The sequence below is a fragment of the Mesorhizobium sp. genome (assembly GCF_965229135.1).
Lineage (GTDB): Bacteria > Pseudomonadota > Alphaproteobacteria > Rhizobiales > Rhizobiaceae > Mesorhizobium.
On sequence record NZ_OZ245860.1, the window covers coordinates 3,046,313 to 3,064,442 of the forward strand.

Consider the following 18,130-nt stretch of genomic DNA (forward strand, 5'->3'; position numbering starts at 1 on the left):
ATGCGCATGGTCGCAACCCCGATTGCCGACGGGAGCACTGGCAAACGGCAGCTTCAGTCGGCCGACGGATCAGAGACGGGCGCGGCGCCGCCTTCGGTCGATGCAAGGCGACGATACTGGCTCTGTACACAATTGTCCATAACTACCTAGACACTAGTGTACAATGGCGCTACCGTGCTGGTGACCGTCGGGTAGAGGACAGCGCGATGAAATCTCATTACCGGGCAATTGTTATCGGCGGCGGCGTGGTTGGAGCATCGGTGCTCTACCATCTGGCGAAGTTCGGGTGGCGCGACGTCGCTCTTGTCGAGCGTGAAGTCCTGACCGCCGGATCGAGCTGGCACGCCGCTGGCGGCTTTCATGCACTGAACGCCGACCCTAACATCGCCGCCTTGCAGAGCTACACGATCGACCTGCTCTCGGAGGTCGAGAAGGAATCCGGCCAGAACATCGGCATGCACATGACCGGCGGCATCTCGGTGGCATCCGCGCCAGAGCGGTGGGAATGGCTGCAGGCCTCCTACCGGGTCTTCCAGACGATGGGCATCGATGACGTCCGCCTGATTGGCGTCGACGAAATCAAGCATCACTGCCCGATCCTCAACACCGACGGCATATTGGGCGGCCTCTATGCCGAGCGTGAGGGTCATATCGATCCCTCGGGCGTCGTGCACGCCTATGCCAGGGCGGCGAAACTGCGCGGCGCGGATATCATCGAGCACAACCGGGTGCTGGAACTGAACCGGCGTGCCGACGGCAGCTGGGACGTGGTGACGGAGAAGGGCACGATCGTCGCCGAGCATGTCGTCAATGCGGGCGGGCTATGGGCCAAGCAGGTTGGCAGGATGGCCGGCATCGACCTGCCAGTGTCGCCGATGGAGCACCACTATCTGGTTACCGAGGCGCTGCCCGAAGTCCAGGCACTGGACCGCGAGTTGGCGATGGTCGTCGATCTCGAAGGCTTCACCTATATGCGCCAGGAGCAGAAGGGACTGCTGCTTGGCATCTACGAGACCAACCACAAGCACTGGAACATGGACGGCACGCCGTGGAACTACGGCATCGAGCTGATCCAGGAGGATACCGACCGAATCGCCGACGAACTGGCGCTCGGCTTCAGCCGCTATCCGTGCCTTGAGACGGCCGGGATCAAGCGCTGGGTGAACGGCGCCTTCACCTTCTCTCCGGACGGCAATCCGCTGGTCGGCCCGGTGCGTGGCGTGCCCAATTACTGGGTCGCCTGCGGCGTCATGGCCGGCTTCCTGCAAGGCGGTGGCGTCGGCAAGTCGCTCGCCGAATGGATGATCCATGGCGAGCCGGAGGCCGATGTCTACGGCATGGACATCGCCCGTTACGGCGACTTCGCCTCCAACCGCGAATACATCAAGCAGACGACCGGCCAGTTCTATTCGCGCCGCTTCATCATGAGCTATCCCAACGAGCAGTTGCCGGCGGGCCGGCCGCTGAAGACCGCCGGCGCGCATGACGCGATGGACGCGGCGGGTGCACGCTGGGGCAACTCCTGGGGCATGGAAGTGCCGCTCTATTTCGCGCCGCAGGGTTTTGTCGAGACGCCGACGCTCAAGCGCTCCAACGCCTTCGGCATCATCGGCAACGAATGCCGGAAAGTGCGCGAAGGCGTCGGCCTGCTCGATATCACGGCCTTCTCGCGCTACGAGATCGCCGGGCCGCGGGCGCAGGCCTGGCTCGACCGGGTGCTTGCCTGCGCGCTGCCCAAGCAGGGCCGTGCGAAGCTCGCGCCGATGCTGGGCGAAAACGGCAAGCTCAAGGGCGACCTCACCGTCTTCAACTGGGGCGACGGCACCTGGTGGGTCATGGGCTCCTATTACCTGCGCCAATGGCACATGCGCTGGTTCGAGCAGCACCTGTCCGAAGGCGTGACCGTGCGCGACATCTCGGACGCGGTGGTCGGCTTCTCGCTGGCCGGACCTAATTCTCGCCGGCTGCTCGAGCGCCTGACGCACCAGGATATCTCGCACGAGGCCTTTGGCTTGCTGGCCTGCAAGACATTGGACGTCGGGCTGGTGCGGGCCAAGGTCGGCCGGCTCTCGGTCGTCGGCGAGCTTGGCTACGAAATCCATTGCCAGGCGAACGAACATGCCACGCTGCGGCGCGCGCTGCTTTCGGCCGGCAAGGATCTGGGCGTCACCGAATATGGCTTCGGCGCGGTCAATTCGCTCAGGCTGGAGAAGAGTTTTGGTATCTGGTCGCGCGAATTCACGCAGGATTATACGCCGGCGGAGACGGGCATGAACCGCTGGATCGCTTTTGACAAAGGCGATTTCGTCGGGCGCGACGTGGCATTGAGGGAGCAGGCGGCCGGAGCAGAGCGCATGCTGGCGACACTTGAAATCGATGCTCTCGATGCGGATGCCAGCGGCTATGAGCCTATCTGGAACAAGGGTTCGCTTGCCGGCTTCATCACCTCGGGCGGCTACGGGCACACGGTCGGCAAAAGCCTTGCCATGGCGATCGTCGATCGCGACTCGTGCGCCATCGGCACGGCGCTCACCACCCACATCGTCGGCGTCGAACGCGGCGCTCGGGTGATCGCGTCGTCGCCATACGATCCCAAGGGCATAAAGATGCGGGCATGACCGCTCAAACGGGTGGCACGGACGCAAAAGTCCGTGCAATGATCCCTTGCCGTTCCTTCCGAAAATCAGGCTCGTCCAGCACTCCATGACCCGACGCTATTCCGCTCTATCGCTCTTCAAGGAGGGCCTGGCCGGCCAGACCGGCTGGCAGCCGGCCTGGCGTTCGCCCGAACCGAAGCCGTCCTATGACGCGATCGTCATCGGCGGCGGCGGCCATGGGCTCGCAACGGCCTACTACCTGGCAAAGAACCACGGCATAAGCCGCGTCGCCGTGCTTGAGAAAGGCTGGATCGGCGGCGGCAATACGGGCCGCAACACCACCGTTGTGCGCTCAAACTATTATTATCCCGAAAGCGTCGAACTCTACGGACTGGCGCACCGGCTCTATGAGGGCCTGTCGAAGGACCTGAACTACAATGTGATGCTGTCGCAGCGCGGGATGGTCAATCTGTGCCACTCGACCGCCGAGATGGAAGTCGGCGCACGCACCGTCAATGCCATGCAGATCAACGGCATCGATGCCGAACTGTTTTCACCGGACGACGTGCGCCGTGTAGCACCCCTCTACAATTTTTCAGCCGACGCTCGCTTCCCCGTTTTCGGCGGCATCTGGCAAGGCCGGGCCGGCACGGCCCGCCACGACGCGGTGGCTTGGGGCTATGCGCGTGCGGCGAGCCGGCTGGGCGTCGACATCATCCAGAATTGCGAGATCACCGATTTCATCATCGAGGGCGGCCGCTGCCGTGGCGTGCAGACGACGCGCGGCGCCATCCGCGCCGAGCGCATCGGCATGGCGGTGGCCGGACATTCATCGGTGCTGGCGGCCAAGGCAGGCTTCCGGCTGCCGATCAATTCCTATGCGCTGCAGGCCTGCGTCTCCGAACCGGTGAAGCCGATCCTCGACACGGTGGTGCTGTCGCCCGGCACCGGCGTCTATGTCAGCCAGTCGGACAAGGGCGAGATCGTCATTGGCGGTGGGCTGGACCGCATCCCCTCCTATGCGCAGCGCGGCAATCTGCCGACGCTGGAGACAGTCATCGCCGGTCTCCTGGAGATGTTCCCGGTCTTCGGCCAGTTGAAGCTGATGCGGCAATGGGCGGGGATCGTCGACGTCGTGCCGGACTCCTCGCCGATCATCGGCGAATCGCCGCTGCCCGGTCTGTTCCTCAATTGCGGCTGGGGCACGGGCGGCTTCAAGGCCATTCCCGCCGGCGGCACGCTGCTGGCGCAATTGCTGGCAACCGGCAAACACAACGACATCAGCCGTCCGTTCGACCTGGACCGCTTCGCCACAGGCCGGCTCATCGACGAAGCGGCCGGCTCCGGCATCGCGCACTGATACATGTCGCCCAAAACCGCGCAGCGGTTTTGGGCGACATGCATAAAGACCACGACTAGAGGTTCCCATGCAGCTGTTCCCCTGCCCCTTCTGCGGTCCGCGCGACGAGACCGAATTCCACTATGGCGGCGAAGCCGGAAACCTCCGGCCGGACGGCACGGACGTGCCCATCGACCGCTGGGCAAACTACCTCTACATGCGCGGCAACCCGAAGGGCACGACGCGCGAGATCTGGGTTCACATGAATTGCAGCGAGTTCTTCGTCATGGAACGTGACACCGTCACCCACAAGGTGCTGTCCTCGACCGCGCTCGGCGGGGGGCACGCGGCGTGAGCGCCTCGCGTCTCCCCTCCGGCGGCAGCGCCATCGACCGTTCCAGCCCGATCCGTTTCAGCTTCGACGGCGGCACCGTGCAGGGCTTTGCCGGCGACACCATCGCCTCGGCGCTGCTTGCAGGCGATGTCGCGGTGGTCGGCCGCAGCTTCAAATATCATCGGCCGCGCGGCATCTGGGGTGCCGGCGTCGAGGAGCCCAATGCCCTGGTCGACATCGGCGGCAACGTAGCGTCGACGCCCAACACGCGCGCCACGACCGAGCCGGCACGTGATGGCCTGGTCGCCCGGAGCGTCAATGCCTCGCCGAACGCGCTCGCGGACCGCAACGCCTTCCTCGACCGCTTCTCGCGCTTCATTCCGGCGGCGTTCTACTACAAGACCTTCATGTGGCCGGACTGGCACATGTTCGAACCGCGCATCCGCGCCATGGCGGGACTGGGGAAGGCGGACATCGGCTGGACATCGCAAGGCAAGGCCGACCAGATCAACGCCCATTGCGACGTGCTGGTGGTCGGCGCGGGACCCGCCGGGCTCGCCGTGGCGAAACTCGCGTCTGGAGCCGGCCTCTCGGTCATGCTGGTCGACGACCAGCAGGCACCCGGCGGATCGCTCGGTCACCGTGCCGGCGAGATCGACGGCAGGCCGGCCGCCACTTGGGTCGAGGAGACGGTTCGCGACCTCGTCAAAGGCGGCCACCGCGTGCTGCCGGCAACCACGGCCTTCGGCATCTACGACCACAATCTGGTCGGGCTGAACCAGCGCCTCCCCGCCGGGCGCCCGGATACTCTGTGGCGGGTCAGGCCACGCCACATCATCCTGGCGACGGGCGCCATCGAGCGGCCGCTGCCGTTCGCCAACAATGACTTGCCGGGCATCATGTCGGCGGATGCGGCACTCGCCTATCTCAAGCGTCACGCGGTGCTTGTCGGCCGCCGCGTCGTCGTCGCCACCAACAATGACAGCGCCTACGAGGTTGCCGGCGCACTGGCTGGTGCCGGCGCTGACGTCACTTTGGTCGATGTTCGCCGCGATGGAACACCCGCCATTCCTGCCGCCGTGCGGCTGATCGCCGGGCGCAGCGTCACCGCCGCGCGTGGCAGGCTGCGCGTCGAAGGCTTGACGCTGGACGACGGCACAAGGCTGGATGCCGACAGCCTGCTTGTCTCCGGCGGCTGGACGCCGACAATCCATCTCTTCTGCCAGGCCAAGGGCAAGCTCGCCTGGAGCGAAGCGCGCGCGGCCTTCCTGCCGGGCGACCCGGTCGAGGGCATTGCGGTCGCCGGCGCCGCCGCCGGCGCGGTGTCACTGGCGGACGTGTTCGCCGGCGCCGGCAAGTCGGTTGCGTCTCTCGGTCGGACGCTAGCGACCCCACCACGCAGTACCGGATCGGAGGCGACCGGCGGTATCGCCGCCGCCTGGCCGTTACCGGGATCCAAGGGCCGCATCTGGATCGACTACCAGAACGATGTGACCGTGAAGGACGTCGAACTCGCGGCGCGGGAGAATTTTGTCTCCGTCGAGCATCTGAAGCGCTACACCACGCTCGGCATGGCGACCGACCAGGGCAAGACCTCCAATCTGGCGGGTCTGGCACTGATGGCCGGGATCACCGGCCGCACGGTGCCGGAAGTCGGCACCACCACCTATCGTCCGCCGTTCACGCCTGTTCCGCTCGCCAGCTTTGCCGGCGCGCGATCTGGCGAGTTGATGGCGCCGGTGCGCCGGCTGCCCTTGGAAAAAATCCATCGCGCCGATGGCGCCGTCTTCCAGGAATATGGCGGCTGGCTGCGCCCGGCCTACTACGGCGGCGGGGACACGGAACGCTCGATCCAGGACGAGGCGCGGCGCGCCCGCCGGTCGGTGGCGCTGTTCGATGGTTCGACGCTGGGCAAGATCGAGGTGATGGGGCCGAAGGCCGCTGAATTCGTCGACTTCATCTATTACAACACCATGTCGACGCTGAAACCCGGCCGCTGCCGCTACGGCTTCATGCTGTCGGAAAACGGCGTGGTCTTCGACGACGGCATCCTGGTGCGCCTGGACGATAACCGCTTCGTCGTATCGTGCTCCTCCTCGCATGTGACCTCCGTGCATGCGCGGCTGGAGGAATGGCGTCAGGACCGGTTCGGCCGCGACGCCGTCTACATCCACAATGCCACCGCAGAAATGGCAACGCTGACGGTTTCAGGACCGAATTCCCGAAAGCTGCTTGAAACGCTGCAACTGGGCCTGTCGCTTGACGACGCCGACCTGCCGCACATGGCAATCGGCCACGGCACCTATGCCGGGGATGCGGTCCGCGTCGCCCGCGTCAGCTTCACCGGCGACCGGAGCTACGAGATCTCCATCCGCGCGGATCGCGCCGAGCCCTTGTGGCAGCGTTTGCGTGAGGCCGGCCAAGCGTTCGACGCGGTGGTGATCGGTTTGGAAGCGCTGATGATCCTGCGCGCCGAGAAGGGCTATATCGTGATCGGCAAGGACACGGACGGCACCACGCTGCCGCATGACCTGGGCGTCGAAGGTCCGCGCGCCAAGCGCAAGACCGAATTCGTCGGCCGCCGCTCGCTGTTCACCGAGGAGGCCTCGCGGGACGACCGGATGAAGTTGGTCGGCCTGACAGTACCGTCCGGCGAAGCGCCGCTGCCGACAGGCGCGCACGGGATAGAACGCCGCGACGGCAAGCTTTCGAGCCTCGGCTTCGTCACCTCCAGCTACCAGAGCCCGGCGCTCGGCCGTCCGGTCGCGCTTGGTCTGATCCAACGCGGCACCGCGCGCCACGGCGAGACGATCGAGATCCAGCATCTCGGCCAGGTCAGGCGCGCGACGATCTCGCCGCCTTGCGCTTTCGATCCAGAAGGAGGCCGGCTCGATGCGTAATCTCGCCGAAAAATGGTCAGTGGCGCCGGATTGGCAAGATGCCGCCATCGAGGTGCCGGGGCTCAGGATCGTTTCGGCTTCCGGACTGCACCAGCGCCTGGTCAGCGGCAACCTCGCCGCCTGGGCCGAGGCGTCCGGCTTCGACGGGACGGCTGTCGGCGCATTCGGCCTGGCGGAGGGCATCCGCTATACGGTGCGCCTGGCGCGCGATCGCCTGCTGGCCGTATCCACCACGCCGATCGGCATGGCCACGGGGTGGTACAGCCAGGGTTTCGCCGTGACGGAGATCAGTGCCGGGCTGCATGTATTCGAAGTCAGCGGCGATGCCATCGATGCCTTCATGGCGCGGGGCACGACGCTGGACCCCAAACAGACCAGCGCGAGCGCCGCACTATCCTTCGCCGGCATCGAGGCCATCATCTATCGTCATGGCGCGACGCTGCGCATCCATGCCGACCGAGGGCACGCGGCCTATTTGTGGACCTGGATGGAGAACGCGGCCGGCAATATCCGGTAGAAGTTAGCCGGCTGTCAGTCTTCGGTTTTTCGATTGATGGCGCGGGCCACGAAGGCATCGAAATGCTTGATATCATCGAGTTCCGGTTCCTGGCCACTGAAAGCGCGCAGATAGGCCGGAACATGCGAAAGCCTCGCGTCCATCGGCTCCTGGATGTCGAGCGTGTAGTGGCCAATCTGCATGAAGTAGAGGACGCGGGCGCGGATCAGCGCATTCTCCGCATCATATCCGTAGCGGGAATACATGGCGGTTATGGCATCGACCCGCCTGTTGTCCGCTTCCTCGACAACGGCACGGACCGCCTGGTCGCGGCGCGCCCATAATCTCACGGCGTTGTCGAGCTTCGGGTCGAAAAGCCTCTCGTCCACCCAGCATTCGAAGACATTCAGAATGGCCCGATTGATCGACGGCGCCGGACGCATGGCGCGCTCGATGATCGGAGCCGTATAATTGTTCAGCCAGTTCTGCAGAAGCTGATCGTGAAGGTCCTGGAGACTCTTGAAGAACCAGTAGAAGCTCGACCTCGAGACGTTGAGCTCCTTGGCCATGACCTGTATTTTCACATGATCGATGCCATCTGTGATCAGCGTTCGTATTGCAAGATTGAGCCAATCGCTCTTCGTCGTGCGAATGGCGCGATCAGAAATCGGTGGATCGGTTTGTTCCGTAAGCGTCGGCGAATCTATCAGTGCGGGCACGCTTGAACTCCGATTCTTCATTCTCTGCTTCAATATATGAAGAACCGCGGGCTCTGGCAGCCCGTATTTTGGCGGTTTCTTGCCGGCGACAATCAGGACGCCGCGGTCGAGAGATCGATACCCCCACCAAAATCTTGACGGCGGCTCTGGCGAACCCGATTGTCCTTCAACCCATTGTGCTGGCGCCAATGCGATTGGATGCGAGCAAGTTGCCACCTCCGGAGTATCGGACAAATACACACGGTTCCTTGCCCGAACCGAACGCTGAATCTGCCTTGAAAACCGGCCAAGCGGCTTCCTCAAGGCTGCTTCGCGGCGCGCAACAGCATTCCGAAGAGGTCGCGCGGTTCGTCGGGATCGGCGAGCAGGTCGAGTTCCTCGTAGAGGCCGGTACGCGCGAGCTGATCGCGGACATAACGCAGCGCCGAGAAATCCTCGGTGGCGAAGCCGACGGAATCGAACAGCGTCACCGCCTGGCTGCTGGCGCGGCCCTCGGCCGTTCCCGCCATCACCTCCCACAATTCGACCACGGCATGATCGGGATCGAGCTGCTGGATCTCGCCCTCGATGCGCGTCTGCGGCGTGTATTCGACGAAGATCTGCGAGCGCAGCAGTATATCGCGATGGAGTTCCGTCTTGCCGGGGCAATCGCCGCCGACCGCGTTGATGTGGACGCCGCTGCCTACCATGTTGTCGGTGAGGATGGTCGCATACTGCTTGTCTGCCGTCACCGTGGTGATGATCTGCGCGCCCTCCACCGCGGCATGCGCGGAAGCACAGGACGTGATTTCGAACCCCAGACCCGCCAGATTGTCCGCGCATTTGCGCGTCGCCGCCGGGTCGATGTCGTAGAGGCGCAGCTTGTTGACGCCGAGCAGCGCCTTGAACGCCATCGCCTGGAATTCCGACTGGGCGCCGTTGCCGATGATGGCCATGCAGTCCGCGCCCTTCGGCGCCAGGTACTTCGCCGCCACCGCCGAGGTCGCGGCGGTGCGCAGGGCGGTGAGGATGGTCATCTCGGAAAGCAGCATCGGATAGCCGTTGCCGACATCGGCAAGCACGCCGAAGGCGGTCACGGTCTGGCGGCCCTCGCGCATGTTCTTGGGGTGGCCGTTGACGTATTTGAAGCCGTAGAGGCGGCCGTCGCTGGTCGGCATCAACTCGATGACGCCGTCGATGCTGTGCGAGGCGACGCGCGGCGTCTTGTCGAACAGCGCCCAGCGGCGAAAGTCCTCCTCGATATAGTCGGCGAGATCGGTGAGGAAGCGCTCGACGCCGATGGCAAGCACCAGCTTCATCATGTGGTCGACGCTGACGAAAGGAACGATGTTCAGTCTGGCGGTCATCGGTCAAAAGCTCCTGGTCGGACGGTCCATGATGCGGCGGCCCATCAGGCTTGCCGTGAGGTCGACCATCAGCGTCGCGGTGCGGCCGCGCTCATCGAGAAAGGGATTGAGTTCCACGAGGTCGAGGCTTGTGACCAGGCCGCTGTCCGAGAGCATCTCCATGACCAGATGCGCCTCGCGGAATGTCGCGCCGCCGGGCACGGTCGTGCCGACAGCTGGCGCTATCGACGGATCGAGGAAGTCGACATCGAGGCTGACATGCAGCAGTCCGTTCTCGGCCGTGACCCGTTCCAGGAAGGCTCGCAGAAGCGGGGCGATGCCATGTTCGTCGATGGCGCGCATATCGTGCACGGTGACGCCCGCTGCGCGCAGCGCCTGCCGCTCGGCCGGGTCGACACTGCGGATACCCATTGTACAGATGCGGGCGGGGTCGACCCGTTCCGGCAGGTCGGGGAAATAACCGTAAAAGCCGGGCTGGCCACTGGCATAGGCAAGCGGCACGCCATGCAGATTGCCGCTGGCTGTCGTGTCGAGCGTGTGGAAATCCGGGTGCGCGTCAAGCCACAGCACGAACAGCGGCCGGCCGGCTTGGGCGGCACGGCGGGCAATCCCGGACAGGGTCCCGGCCGAGATCGAGTGATCGCCGCCGAGAAAGATCGGCATGGCGTCGGCGCTCGCGGCATAGGCCGCGTCGGCGATGCCCGCCGTCCAGGCGGAAATCTCCGGAAGTGCCTTCAGCGCGAGATTGCCATGGGTGAGCGCACGCATCGGCGCCGGCGCGATCGTGCCGAGATCGGCGACCGCATGACCAAGCTCCTTCAGGGCGGCGACCAGCCCGGCTGTCCGCAAAGCGCTTGGGCCCATTTCGCAGCCCATTCGGCCAGTGCCGTCCTGCACCGGCGCGCCCAGGATGTTGCAATTCATTCCGCCACTCTCCGTCCGCTACTTTGAATAGGGTTGAACCGCATCCGCCCGGCGGAATGAATAGTACCGATTGGCAAAAGTCGCAGAAGTATTTATCATTTTGAGCTATCAGGCTGCCATATTGGACAAACATGGATTCCCTCGACGAAAAGCTCATCACGCTCCTGCGCCACAGCGCGCGCCGAAGCATCTCCGATCTGGCTGCTGACCTTGGCGTGTCGCGCGCGACGGCACGCTCGCGCATGGAGCGCCTGGAACAATCCGGCGAGATCATCGGCTACACGGTGATCTTGCGGGCCGAATCCATCGGCCCTGCCGTCAGGGGCATCATGATGATCGAGATCGAAGGGCATGCGGCCGATCGCGTGATCCGCGCGCTCGGCGGGTTCCCGGAGGTCGCCACGATCCACACCACCAATGGCCGCTGGGACCTTGTGGTGGAACTGAACACGGCAACCCTGACCGAGCTGGACGCGGTGCTGCGGCGGATCCGGCTCGTGCCTGGCATCACCGGCAGCGAGACAAACCTGCTGCTGGCCACGCCACGCAGCACGAAAGCGCGCCTTTGAGGACCGCCCCCGAACGAACGTCAGCGGTCTGGCCCTGCGCTCCGTCGATCGCTATCGCGCCATGGTGCAAATGGTTAGCGCCGCGACCCGAGCGCGTTGCGCGAGGCTGGCGATTTCGATGTACTCGTCTTGCGTATGGGCCTTGCCGCCGACCGGACCAACACCGCAGATCGTCGGCGCGCCGGCACTTGCGGCAAAACCGGAATCGGCACAACCACCGGTGAACTCGCCCGCGATATCGAGGCCGATACTCCTCGCAATGTCGAGGTAATGCCTTGTCAGTTTCTCGCTTTGCGGTGTCGGAACGAGGGGCAAGAAGTCGCTGTCACGGACGGCTTTCGTGCTTGTTCCCGGTACGGACGAAGTCGCCATGATGGCATCGATCGCCCTGACCAGCGCGTCGCGCTGGGCATTGGTGACGAACCGCACATCCACTTCGCCGCTGGCCGTCGGCGCAACCGTGTTGACCGACACGCCGCCGCCGACAAGGCCGACATTGAGCGTCATGCCGTCCTCGACATTGGTGAGGGCATGCAGCGCGTTGATCTTGTGGGCGAGCTCGGCAATGGCCGACACGCCTTCGGTGAAATTCACGCCGGAATGCGCTGCCTTGCCGGTAATATCGAAGCGATAGCCGAAGCCGCCCTTGCGGCCGGTGACGATGTTGCCGCTAACGCGGCCGGGCTCGGAGTTGAAGACGGCGACCGCGCATTTCGCTTCCGCCTCGATAGTGGGGCGCGCCGTCGCCGAGCCGATTTCCTCGTCGCCGGTCATCAGGGAAACCACGGGAATCTCGGGCGCAAAGCGCTTCAGCGCGGCCATGACGAAGGCATTCATGACAAGGCCGCCCTTCATGTCGGCGACACCTGGCCCGTAGGCGCGGCCGTCACGGGTGCTGAACGGGCGGCGGGCCGCCTCGCCCTTGCCGAACACCGTGTCGCGATGGCCCATCATGAGGTAGTTTCGACGCTCGGAACTATGACTCACGGGACCGGTGCCGGCGCGCAGTATATCGCCGAAATCATGAACGGGAATCGTCGCGACACCAATCGAATGCTCGGCGTAGAACCGGGCAAGGCGCGCGCCGACCCTGTCGACGCCGACCTTGTCATGGGAACCGGAATCGATATCGACCAGTTCGCCAAGCAAGGCGAGCATGGCGGGCGCCTGCTCATCGAGCCAGGCGGAAATGGCTTCGGCCTTGTCGGTCGTCATGGCAGCGGTCTTCTCTTCGTGTCGAAGTGAGTCAGGCGCGATCTCGTATTCGCAGCGGTTCAGCCATCGTCGCGGTTGGTGGAAATGAACTTCTGGAACCGGGCCGATTTCGGGTTCTCGAACACCTGCCGCGCCGGACCATCCTCTTCGATCATGCCTTCGTGCAGGAAGATCACCCGGCTTGCGACATCGCGCGCGAACGCCATCTCGTGGGTGACGATCACCATGGTGCGGCCTTCATCGGCCAAGGCGCGCATCACCTTGAGCACCTCCCCCACCCGCTCAGGATCGAGCGCGGATGTCGGCTCGTCGAACAGCATGAGTTCGGGCTTCATCGCGAGCGCACGGGCGATTGCCGCGCGCTGTTGCTGGCCGCCCGACAGATGAGCGGGATAGGCGTCGCGCTTGTCGGCGATGCCGACTTTCGCCAACAGCGCCTCCGCCTCGGCAACGCATTCTCGGCGCGGCCTTCCCTGGACATGGACCGGGCCTTCGATCAGATTTTCCAGAATGGTCATGTGCGACCAGAGATTGAAACTCTGGAAAACCATGGCGACGCGCGCGCGCAGCGCATCGACCTGGCGGCGATCGACGACGGCAAGGCCGTCACGCCGCGGCTTGAGCTTTACAATTTCGCCGCCAACGACGATTTCGCCCGCGCTTGGCATCTCCAGCAGGTTGATGCAGCGCAGCAGCGTGCTCTTGCCGGATCCCGATGATCCAAGGATCGCGATCACCTCACCCTTTTGGGCATCGAAGGAAATATCCTTCAGCACTTCGAGCGGGCCAAAACGCTTGCGCAGCTTGCGCACTGAAAGGGCTGCTTGGTCAGGCATTGACCTGCTCCATTGTGTTCGATGACGCCGGCGGCGCGCGCAGATGCGGCGTCAGCCACCAGTCAAGCAGACCGACCAGCCGCGTCAGGAGAAAATTGATGATGAGGTAGATCGCGCCGGCGGCGATGAAGACCTCGACCGGACGATAGCTGGCGGAGATCAGGCGCGCGGCGATGCCGGTCACGTCCATCATCGTGATGATCGACGCCAGCGACGTCGCCTTCACCATCAGGATCAGTTCATTGCCGTAGGCTGGAAGCGCCTGCCGCAGCGCTATCGGCAGAATGATGCGCCGGTAGAGCAGCAGCCCGGACATGCCGCAGGCGCGCCCCGCCTCGACTTCACGCGAGGGGACCGAACGCAAGGCGCCGCGCAGGATTTCGCTGCCATAGGCGGCGGTGTTGAGCGACAGCGCCAGGATCGCGCACCAATAGGGCTCGCGGAAGAATTGCCACAGGCCAAGGTTTTGCAATGTCGGGCGGAACTGGCCAAGGCCGTAATAGATCAGGAAGATCTGCACCAGGAGCGGCGTGCCGCGAAACAGGAAGACGTAGGTCCGCGCCACCCAGTCCAGCCCTCGGATGCCGGACATGCGCATCAGGGCCAGGAGGACCGCAAAGACCACGCCGATCGAAAAGGCGATCAGGGTCAGTTGCAGCGTCAGCGGCACGCCGGCCAGCAGTTCGACGAAACTGTCGCGAATGAAGAGCAGGTCCATTATGCCGCCTCCCGCACCGTGCTTCGCGAAGCCCGTTTTTCGAGCCAGTCGAAGACGCGCTGCGAAAGCCAGGTGATGATCAGGAACAGGGCCGCAGCGATGAGATAGAATTCGAACGGCTTGCGCGTGGAGCCCGCGGCGATCTGCGCCTGGCGCAGGATCTCGACCAGCCCGGTCACCGACACCAGCGCCGATTCCTTCAAGGTCATCTGCCAGACATTGCCGATGCCGGGTATGGCATGGCGCGCGACCTGCGGCGCGATGATGCGGCGAAACAGCAGCAGCCGATGCATGCCGACCGCCTTGCCGGCTTCGATCTCGCCTGTCGAAAGGCTGCGAAAGGCGCCACGAAACACCTCGGCCTGATAGGCGCCGGAGACGACGCCGATGGCGGTGGCGCCGGCGATGAAGGGCGGGATGCCGACGAAGCCGCCCTCACTCCAAAGACGGAACAGCGCCGACAAAAGCAGGCTTCCGCCGAAATAGAAGAGATAGATGACCAGCAGATCGGGAACGCCGCGCAGCACCGTCGTGTAGACATCGGCCAGGATGCGAGCGGTCACGCCGCCGGCGAGCTTTGCCCACGCGATCAGGCCGCCGATGACGATGCCGAGCGCGAAGCCCGCCATCGCCACCATGATCGTCACCAGCGCGGCAAGCAGCAGGGCCTTGCCCCACCCTCCAGGCCCGAAGCCGACCAGATCAAAGAACTCCATGTGCCGCTATCCCGTCATCGCCGGTCCATGACCGGCCTGACCTCATACGTTGAACTGGAAACCGTCAACTGTCAGTGTCTGCCCCGTCATGAAGCAGGGCTGCGAGGTCGCCAGGAACGTCACCAGGCGCGCCACGTCGTCGGCGCATCCAAGCCGCCCGAGCGCTATGCCCTTGATGACCTCGTCGGCGCGCTCCGTCACATTGGTGTCGATCTCGGTGCGGATGACGCCGGGGCAGATCGCGTTGATGGCGATGTCGGGGCCCAGTTCCTTGGCAAGCGCCCGGGTCATGCCGAGGATGCCGGCCTTGGCGGCGGCATAGGCAAAGCGGCTGACCGCCGCCGTTACGCCGCCTGAAAGCGCGTTGAGCGACGACATCGACACGATGCGTCCGCCACCCTGGTTCAGCATATGCGGCGCCGTGTGCTGGATATAGTTGAAGCAGCTTTTCAGGTTGATGGCGATCGCCCGGTCGAACTCATCCTCGGTGATGTCCAGGATGCCTTGCGGCGCGGACCGGCCGGCATTGTTCAGCAGGAAATCGACGCGTCCGAAACGGGTCACCGTCTGACTGACGACCTCGCCCGCCCGCTGATGGCTGGCCACATCGGCGACGAAGGTCGCGGCCTCGACGCCCAGCGCCGCGATCTCGCCGGCCGTCGCCTCAAGCTCTGCTTCGAGCAGATCGACCAGGGCGATGTTATAGCCCGAGCGAGCCAGATCCAGCGCGCAGGCCTTGCCGATCCCGCGCGCCGCGCCGGTGACAATGGCCACCTTGTGTTGTGACTGCATTCTCGAAACTGCTCCTTTTCAACCTCTATTCAGCATGGTATGGCTCCGCTGATATTCTTCAATAGGAATATGGTTCACATACATGAACAAAACTGGTGATTCAGACGTCAAATCCGCGGTGCGCGTGCTGGAAATCCTGGAGCTTCTGGCGCGCTCGCCAAAGGCGTTGTCGCTGAAGACGATCGTCGCCGAGCTTGGCTATCCCAAGAGCAGCACGTTCAATCTTCTGGCCACGCTGGTGTCGCGCGCCTACGTCCTGCGCGACGAGGCGGACGCCTACCGGATCCATGACGCCTTCCGAAACGGGCCCGGCTGGTCGAGCGGCGACGAAGCGCAGCTGATCGCCACCGCGCAGCCGCTGATGGACGCGTTGCGCGACGCCGAGGGCGAGACCGTCTTTCTCGGCGCGCGCCGCAAGGATGGCCGCGTCAAGCTGCTGGCCAAGAGCGCGAGCCACCGCGCGATCCGCTTCGATTCCGACCTGACGGGCTCCGACCCCGCCTTTTGCACGGCGATGGGGCGGGTGCTTCTTTCGCATTGGCGGCCCGACAAGGTGGCCGCCTACCTGGCGCGTGAACGCATCGTGCAGATCACCGACCACACCGTGATCGATCGCGTCCAGATCCGCAGGATCATCGAGGCCGCCCGCGACAATGGCTATGCCATCAGCGATCAGGAAGCCATCACCGGCGGATCGGGCGTGGCCGCGCCCGTCCGCGACGCCACCGGCGAAGTGGTCGCGGCCCTCAACATCGCCACCATATCGCCCCGCTTCGACGCCTGCCGCGATCGCATGATCGCCGCGGTGATCCGGAACGCGGCCGAGCTCAGCCACAGGCTCGGCTACAAGGAAACGACGAAAGATCAATAGAATGGATATTCATTTCGAGGGCCAGCGCGTGCTGGTGACCGGTGCCGCGCGCGGCATCGGGCGGTCTATCTGCGAAAGCTTTGCCGCCAATGGCGCGACCGTGATTGCCACCGACATCAATGAAGACGCGCTGCAGCCCGTGCTCCGCGAGGCGAAACCCGGGCGCGGCGGCTCGTTAGCCGGTGAACGGCTGGACGTCACCGACGAAACAGACATCGCCGGGGTCGTGACGCGACATGCGGGTGACAACGGCTTCGACATCTTCGTGCATGTCGCCGGAGGCGTTCTAGGCCAGGCCCGCAAGCCCGTCGAAGACGTGCCAGCGCGTGACTGGGATCGCATCTACGACGTCAATGTCCGTGGCGCCTTCCTTGTCGCGAAGGCCGTGGTTCCAGCCATGAAGCGCAAGCGCAGCGGCAAGATCGTCCACATATCAAGTGGTGCGGGCCTGGGCGTCAGCCTGACCGGGATCCAGGCCTATGCCAGCGCCAAGGCAGCCCTGATCAGCCTGACACGACAGCTGGCGCATGAACTCGGTCCGTTCGGGATCAACGTCAATGCGGTTGCCCCCGGCTTCCTGCGCACCAGCCCCGATTATGAGCGGCAATGGGCGTCCTATGGCGAGGACGGGCAGCAGGCGATGATCAATTCCATCCCGCTGCGGCGGATCGGATTGCCCGAGGATATTTCCAATGCCGTGCTGTTCCTGGCTTCGCCGCTTGCCAGCTGGGTTGCAGGCCAGACCTTGTCCGTGAGTGGAGGACCAACATCGTGAGCAGCCTGAATGAAACACCCGTCCCGACATGGACATGGCCCGAAGAACAGTTGCAGGCGATCATGAACCGTGCCCGGGCCGGGCGGAGCCTGAAACCGGAAAGCTGGCCGCAGGGTGGCGCCTGCGCCGTGGCGCTTTCGTTCGATTCAGACCACGATACGTTCGAGCTCCGCGATGGCGGCCGCTCGATCTCGGCGCTGTCGCAGGGCCATTTCGGCCCTCGGCAAGGCATTCCGCGCATCCGCCGCCTGCTGGCGCGCGAAAGCGTCCCGGCGACTTTCTTCGTCCCCGCCGTTTCGGCAATTCACTATCCCGACGAGCAGCGGGAGCTCATCGCCGGCGGTCACGAGATCGGGCTGCATGGCTGGATCCACGAGCGCAACACCTTGCTGGATGCGCATACGGAACGCGACCTGCAAATGCGCGCGGCCGACACGCTGGAACAGATCACGGGAGTGCGCCCTGTCGGCATTCGCACGCCTTCGTGGGATTTCAGCGACAACACATTGCGCATCACCGCCGATATGGGGTTGCTCTACGACTCGTCCCTGATGGCCGACGTCGATTGCTACGAACTTCTCCTGGACGGCAAGCCCAGCGGCGTCATCGAACTGCCGGTGGAATGGATCCGCGACGATGCCGCCTATCTGGTGATGGATCGCTGGGGCGGGCTGCGGCCGCAGATCGCGCCGCACGACATCCTGAAGATCTTCATCACCGAGTTCGACGCCGCTTATGACGAAGGCGGTGTTTTCCAGTTGACCATGCATCCCGACATCATCGGCCATCGCTCGCGGATCTGGATCGTCGAGGCGCTGATCGCCCACATACGCAGCCGCGGCAAGGTCTGGTTCGCTACCCATGCGGATGTGGTTCGCCACGTCAAAGCAGGCTGCGCCTGACGTCGTGTTGCGAAAATCTGAACAAGGTTCATGTATGTGAACGTGATTCTGCTTTTCAGGGACTGAAAGCCATATCAAGGT

The 18,130-nt window shown here is 64.3% G+C and carries 17 protein-coding genes; 9 read left to right on the forward strand and 8 right to left on the reverse strand.

The genetic code is table 11. The features are described from left to right. Positions 1-206 precede the first annotated feature (206 nt). From ACO07C_RS14440 to ACO07C_RS14460, 5 genes are all read left to right on the forward strand, one after another. The gene (locus tag ACO07C_RS14440; RefSeq protein ID WP_421914836.1) at positions 207-2,618 is read left to right on the forward strand and encodes a GcvT family protein; all 2,412 of its coding nucleotides are present in this window, start codon (positions 207-209) and stop codon (positions 2,616-2,618) included. A gap of 85 nt (positions 2,619-2,703) precedes the next feature. Next, positions 2,704-3,957, forward strand: a complete 1,254-nt coding sequence (locus tag ACO07C_RS14445) for a sarcosine oxidase subunit beta (protein WP_421914837.1) — start codon at positions 2,704-2,706, stop codon at positions 3,955-3,957. 67 nt (positions 3,958-4,024) lie between these two features. Continuing rightward, positions 4,025-4,291, forward strand: a complete 267-nt coding sequence (locus ACO07C_RS14450; protein ID WP_421914838.1) for a sarcosine oxidase subunit delta — start codon at positions 4,025-4,027, stop codon at positions 4,289-4,291. Beyond that, positions 4,288-7,170: a sarcosine oxidase subunit alpha family protein gene (locus ACO07C_RS14455; RefSeq protein ID WP_421914839.1), complete on the forward strand. Its 2,883-nt coding sequence runs from the start codon at positions 4,288-4,290 to the stop codon at positions 7,168-7,170. The genes ACO07C_RS14450 and ACO07C_RS14455 overlap by 4 nt, the downstream gene beginning before the upstream one ends. Beyond that, a complete protein-coding gene (locus ACO07C_RS14460; RefSeq protein ID WP_421914840.1) occupies positions 7,163-7,687 on the forward strand; it encodes a hypothetical protein in 525 nt (174 codons plus the stop codon). The genes ACO07C_RS14455 and ACO07C_RS14460 overlap by 8 nt, the downstream gene beginning before the upstream one ends. 14 nt (positions 7,688-7,701) lie before the next feature. Here the strand turns inward: ACO07C_RS14460 and ACO07C_RS14465 are convergent, their stop codons facing one another. The 3 genes from ACO07C_RS14465 to rocF all read right to left on the reverse strand — a co-directional run bounded on the left by ACO07C_RS14465 (position 7,702) and on the right by rocF (position 10,655). Beyond that, positions 7,702-8,385, reverse strand: a complete 684-nt coding sequence (locus tag ACO07C_RS14465) for a TetR/AcrR family transcriptional regulator (protein WP_421914841.1) — start codon at positions 8,383-8,385, stop codon at positions 7,702-7,704. Between the two features lie 299 nt (positions 8,386-8,684). Beyond that, positions 8,685-9,731 (reverse strand): ornithine cyclodeaminase, encoded by a 1,047-nt coding sequence (locus tag ACO07C_RS14470; RefSeq protein WP_421914842.1) that lies wholly within the window; start codon positions 9,729-9,731, stop codon positions 8,685-8,687. A 3-nt stretch (positions 9,732-9,734) separates the two neighbouring features. Further along, the gene (gene rocF, locus ACO07C_RS14475; RefSeq protein WP_421914843.1) at positions 9,735-10,655 is read right to left on the reverse strand and encodes an arginase; all 921 of its coding nucleotides are present in this window, start codon (positions 10,653-10,655) and stop codon (positions 9,735-9,737) included. 131 nt (positions 10,656-10,786) lie between these two features. Here rocF and ACO07C_RS14480 point away from each other — a divergent pair, with 131 nt between their 5' ends. Next, the gene (locus ACO07C_RS14480) at positions 10,787-11,224 is read left to right on the forward strand and encodes an Lrp/AsnC family transcriptional regulator (protein ID WP_421914844.1); all 438 of its coding nucleotides are present in this window, start codon (positions 10,787-10,789) and stop codon (positions 11,222-11,224) included. A 51-nt stretch (positions 11,225-11,275) separates the two neighbouring features. On the opposite strand, the gene ACO07C_RS14485 is transcribed toward ACO07C_RS14480, so the two are convergent. From ACO07C_RS14485 to ACO07C_RS14505, 5 genes are read right to left on the reverse strand one after another with little or no spacing between them, the layout of a single operon-like run. Continuing rightward, positions 11,276-12,439: a M20 family metallopeptidase gene (locus ACO07C_RS14485; RefSeq protein WP_421914845.1), complete on the reverse strand. Its 1,164-nt coding sequence runs from the start codon at positions 12,437-12,439 to the stop codon at positions 11,276-11,278. A gap of 59 nt (positions 12,440-12,498) precedes the next feature. Continuing rightward, positions 12,499-13,275, reverse strand: a complete 777-nt coding sequence (locus tag ACO07C_RS14490; protein ID WP_421914846.1) for an ABC transporter ATP-binding protein — start codon at positions 13,273-13,275, stop codon at positions 12,499-12,501. Then, a complete protein-coding gene (locus ACO07C_RS14495) occupies positions 13,268-13,993 on the reverse strand; it encodes an ABC transporter permease (RefSeq protein ID WP_421914847.1) in 726 nt (241 codons plus the stop codon). The genes ACO07C_RS14490 and ACO07C_RS14495 overlap by 8 nt, the downstream gene beginning before the upstream one ends. After that, positions 13,993-14,709: an ABC transporter permease gene (locus tag ACO07C_RS14500; RefSeq protein WP_421914848.1), complete on the reverse strand. Its 717-nt coding sequence runs from the start codon at positions 14,707-14,709 to the stop codon at positions 13,993-13,995. Before ACO07C_RS14500 ends, ACO07C_RS14495 begins: the two co-directional genes overlap by 1 nt. A gap of 42 nt (positions 14,710-14,751) precedes the next feature. Beyond that, positions 14,752-15,501 carry an SDR family NAD(P)-dependent oxidoreductase gene (locus ACO07C_RS14505; RefSeq protein ID WP_421914849.1) on the reverse strand — a complete coding sequence of 250 codons (750 nt, stop codon included), beginning with the start codon at positions 15,499-15,501 and terminating at the stop codon, positions 14,752-14,754. Between the two features lie 82 nt (positions 15,502-15,583). Here ACO07C_RS14505 and ACO07C_RS14510 point away from each other — a divergent pair, with 82 nt between their 5' ends. The 3 genes from ACO07C_RS14510 to ACO07C_RS14520 all read left to right on the forward strand — a co-directional run bounded on the left by ACO07C_RS14510 (position 15,584) and on the right by ACO07C_RS14520 (position 18,049). Further along, the gene (locus tag ACO07C_RS14510) at positions 15,584-16,372 is read left to right on the forward strand and encodes an IclR family transcriptional regulator (protein ID WP_421914850.1); all 789 of its coding nucleotides are present in this window, start codon (positions 15,584-15,586) and stop codon (positions 16,370-16,372) included. Position 16,373: 1 nt separating this feature from the next. Continuing rightward, positions 16,374-17,147, forward strand: coding sequence for an SDR family NAD(P)-dependent oxidoreductase (locus ACO07C_RS14515; RefSeq protein WP_421914851.1), 774 nt, complete (start codon positions 16,374-16,376; stop codon positions 17,145-17,147). A gap of 62 nt (positions 17,148-17,209) precedes the next feature. Next, on the forward strand, positions 17,210-18,049 hold the full coding sequence (locus tag ACO07C_RS14520) for a polysaccharide deacetylase family protein (protein WP_421917530.1): 840 nt from the start codon (positions 17,210-17,212) through the stop codon (positions 18,047-18,049). Positions 18,050-18,130 lie beyond the last annotated feature (81 nt).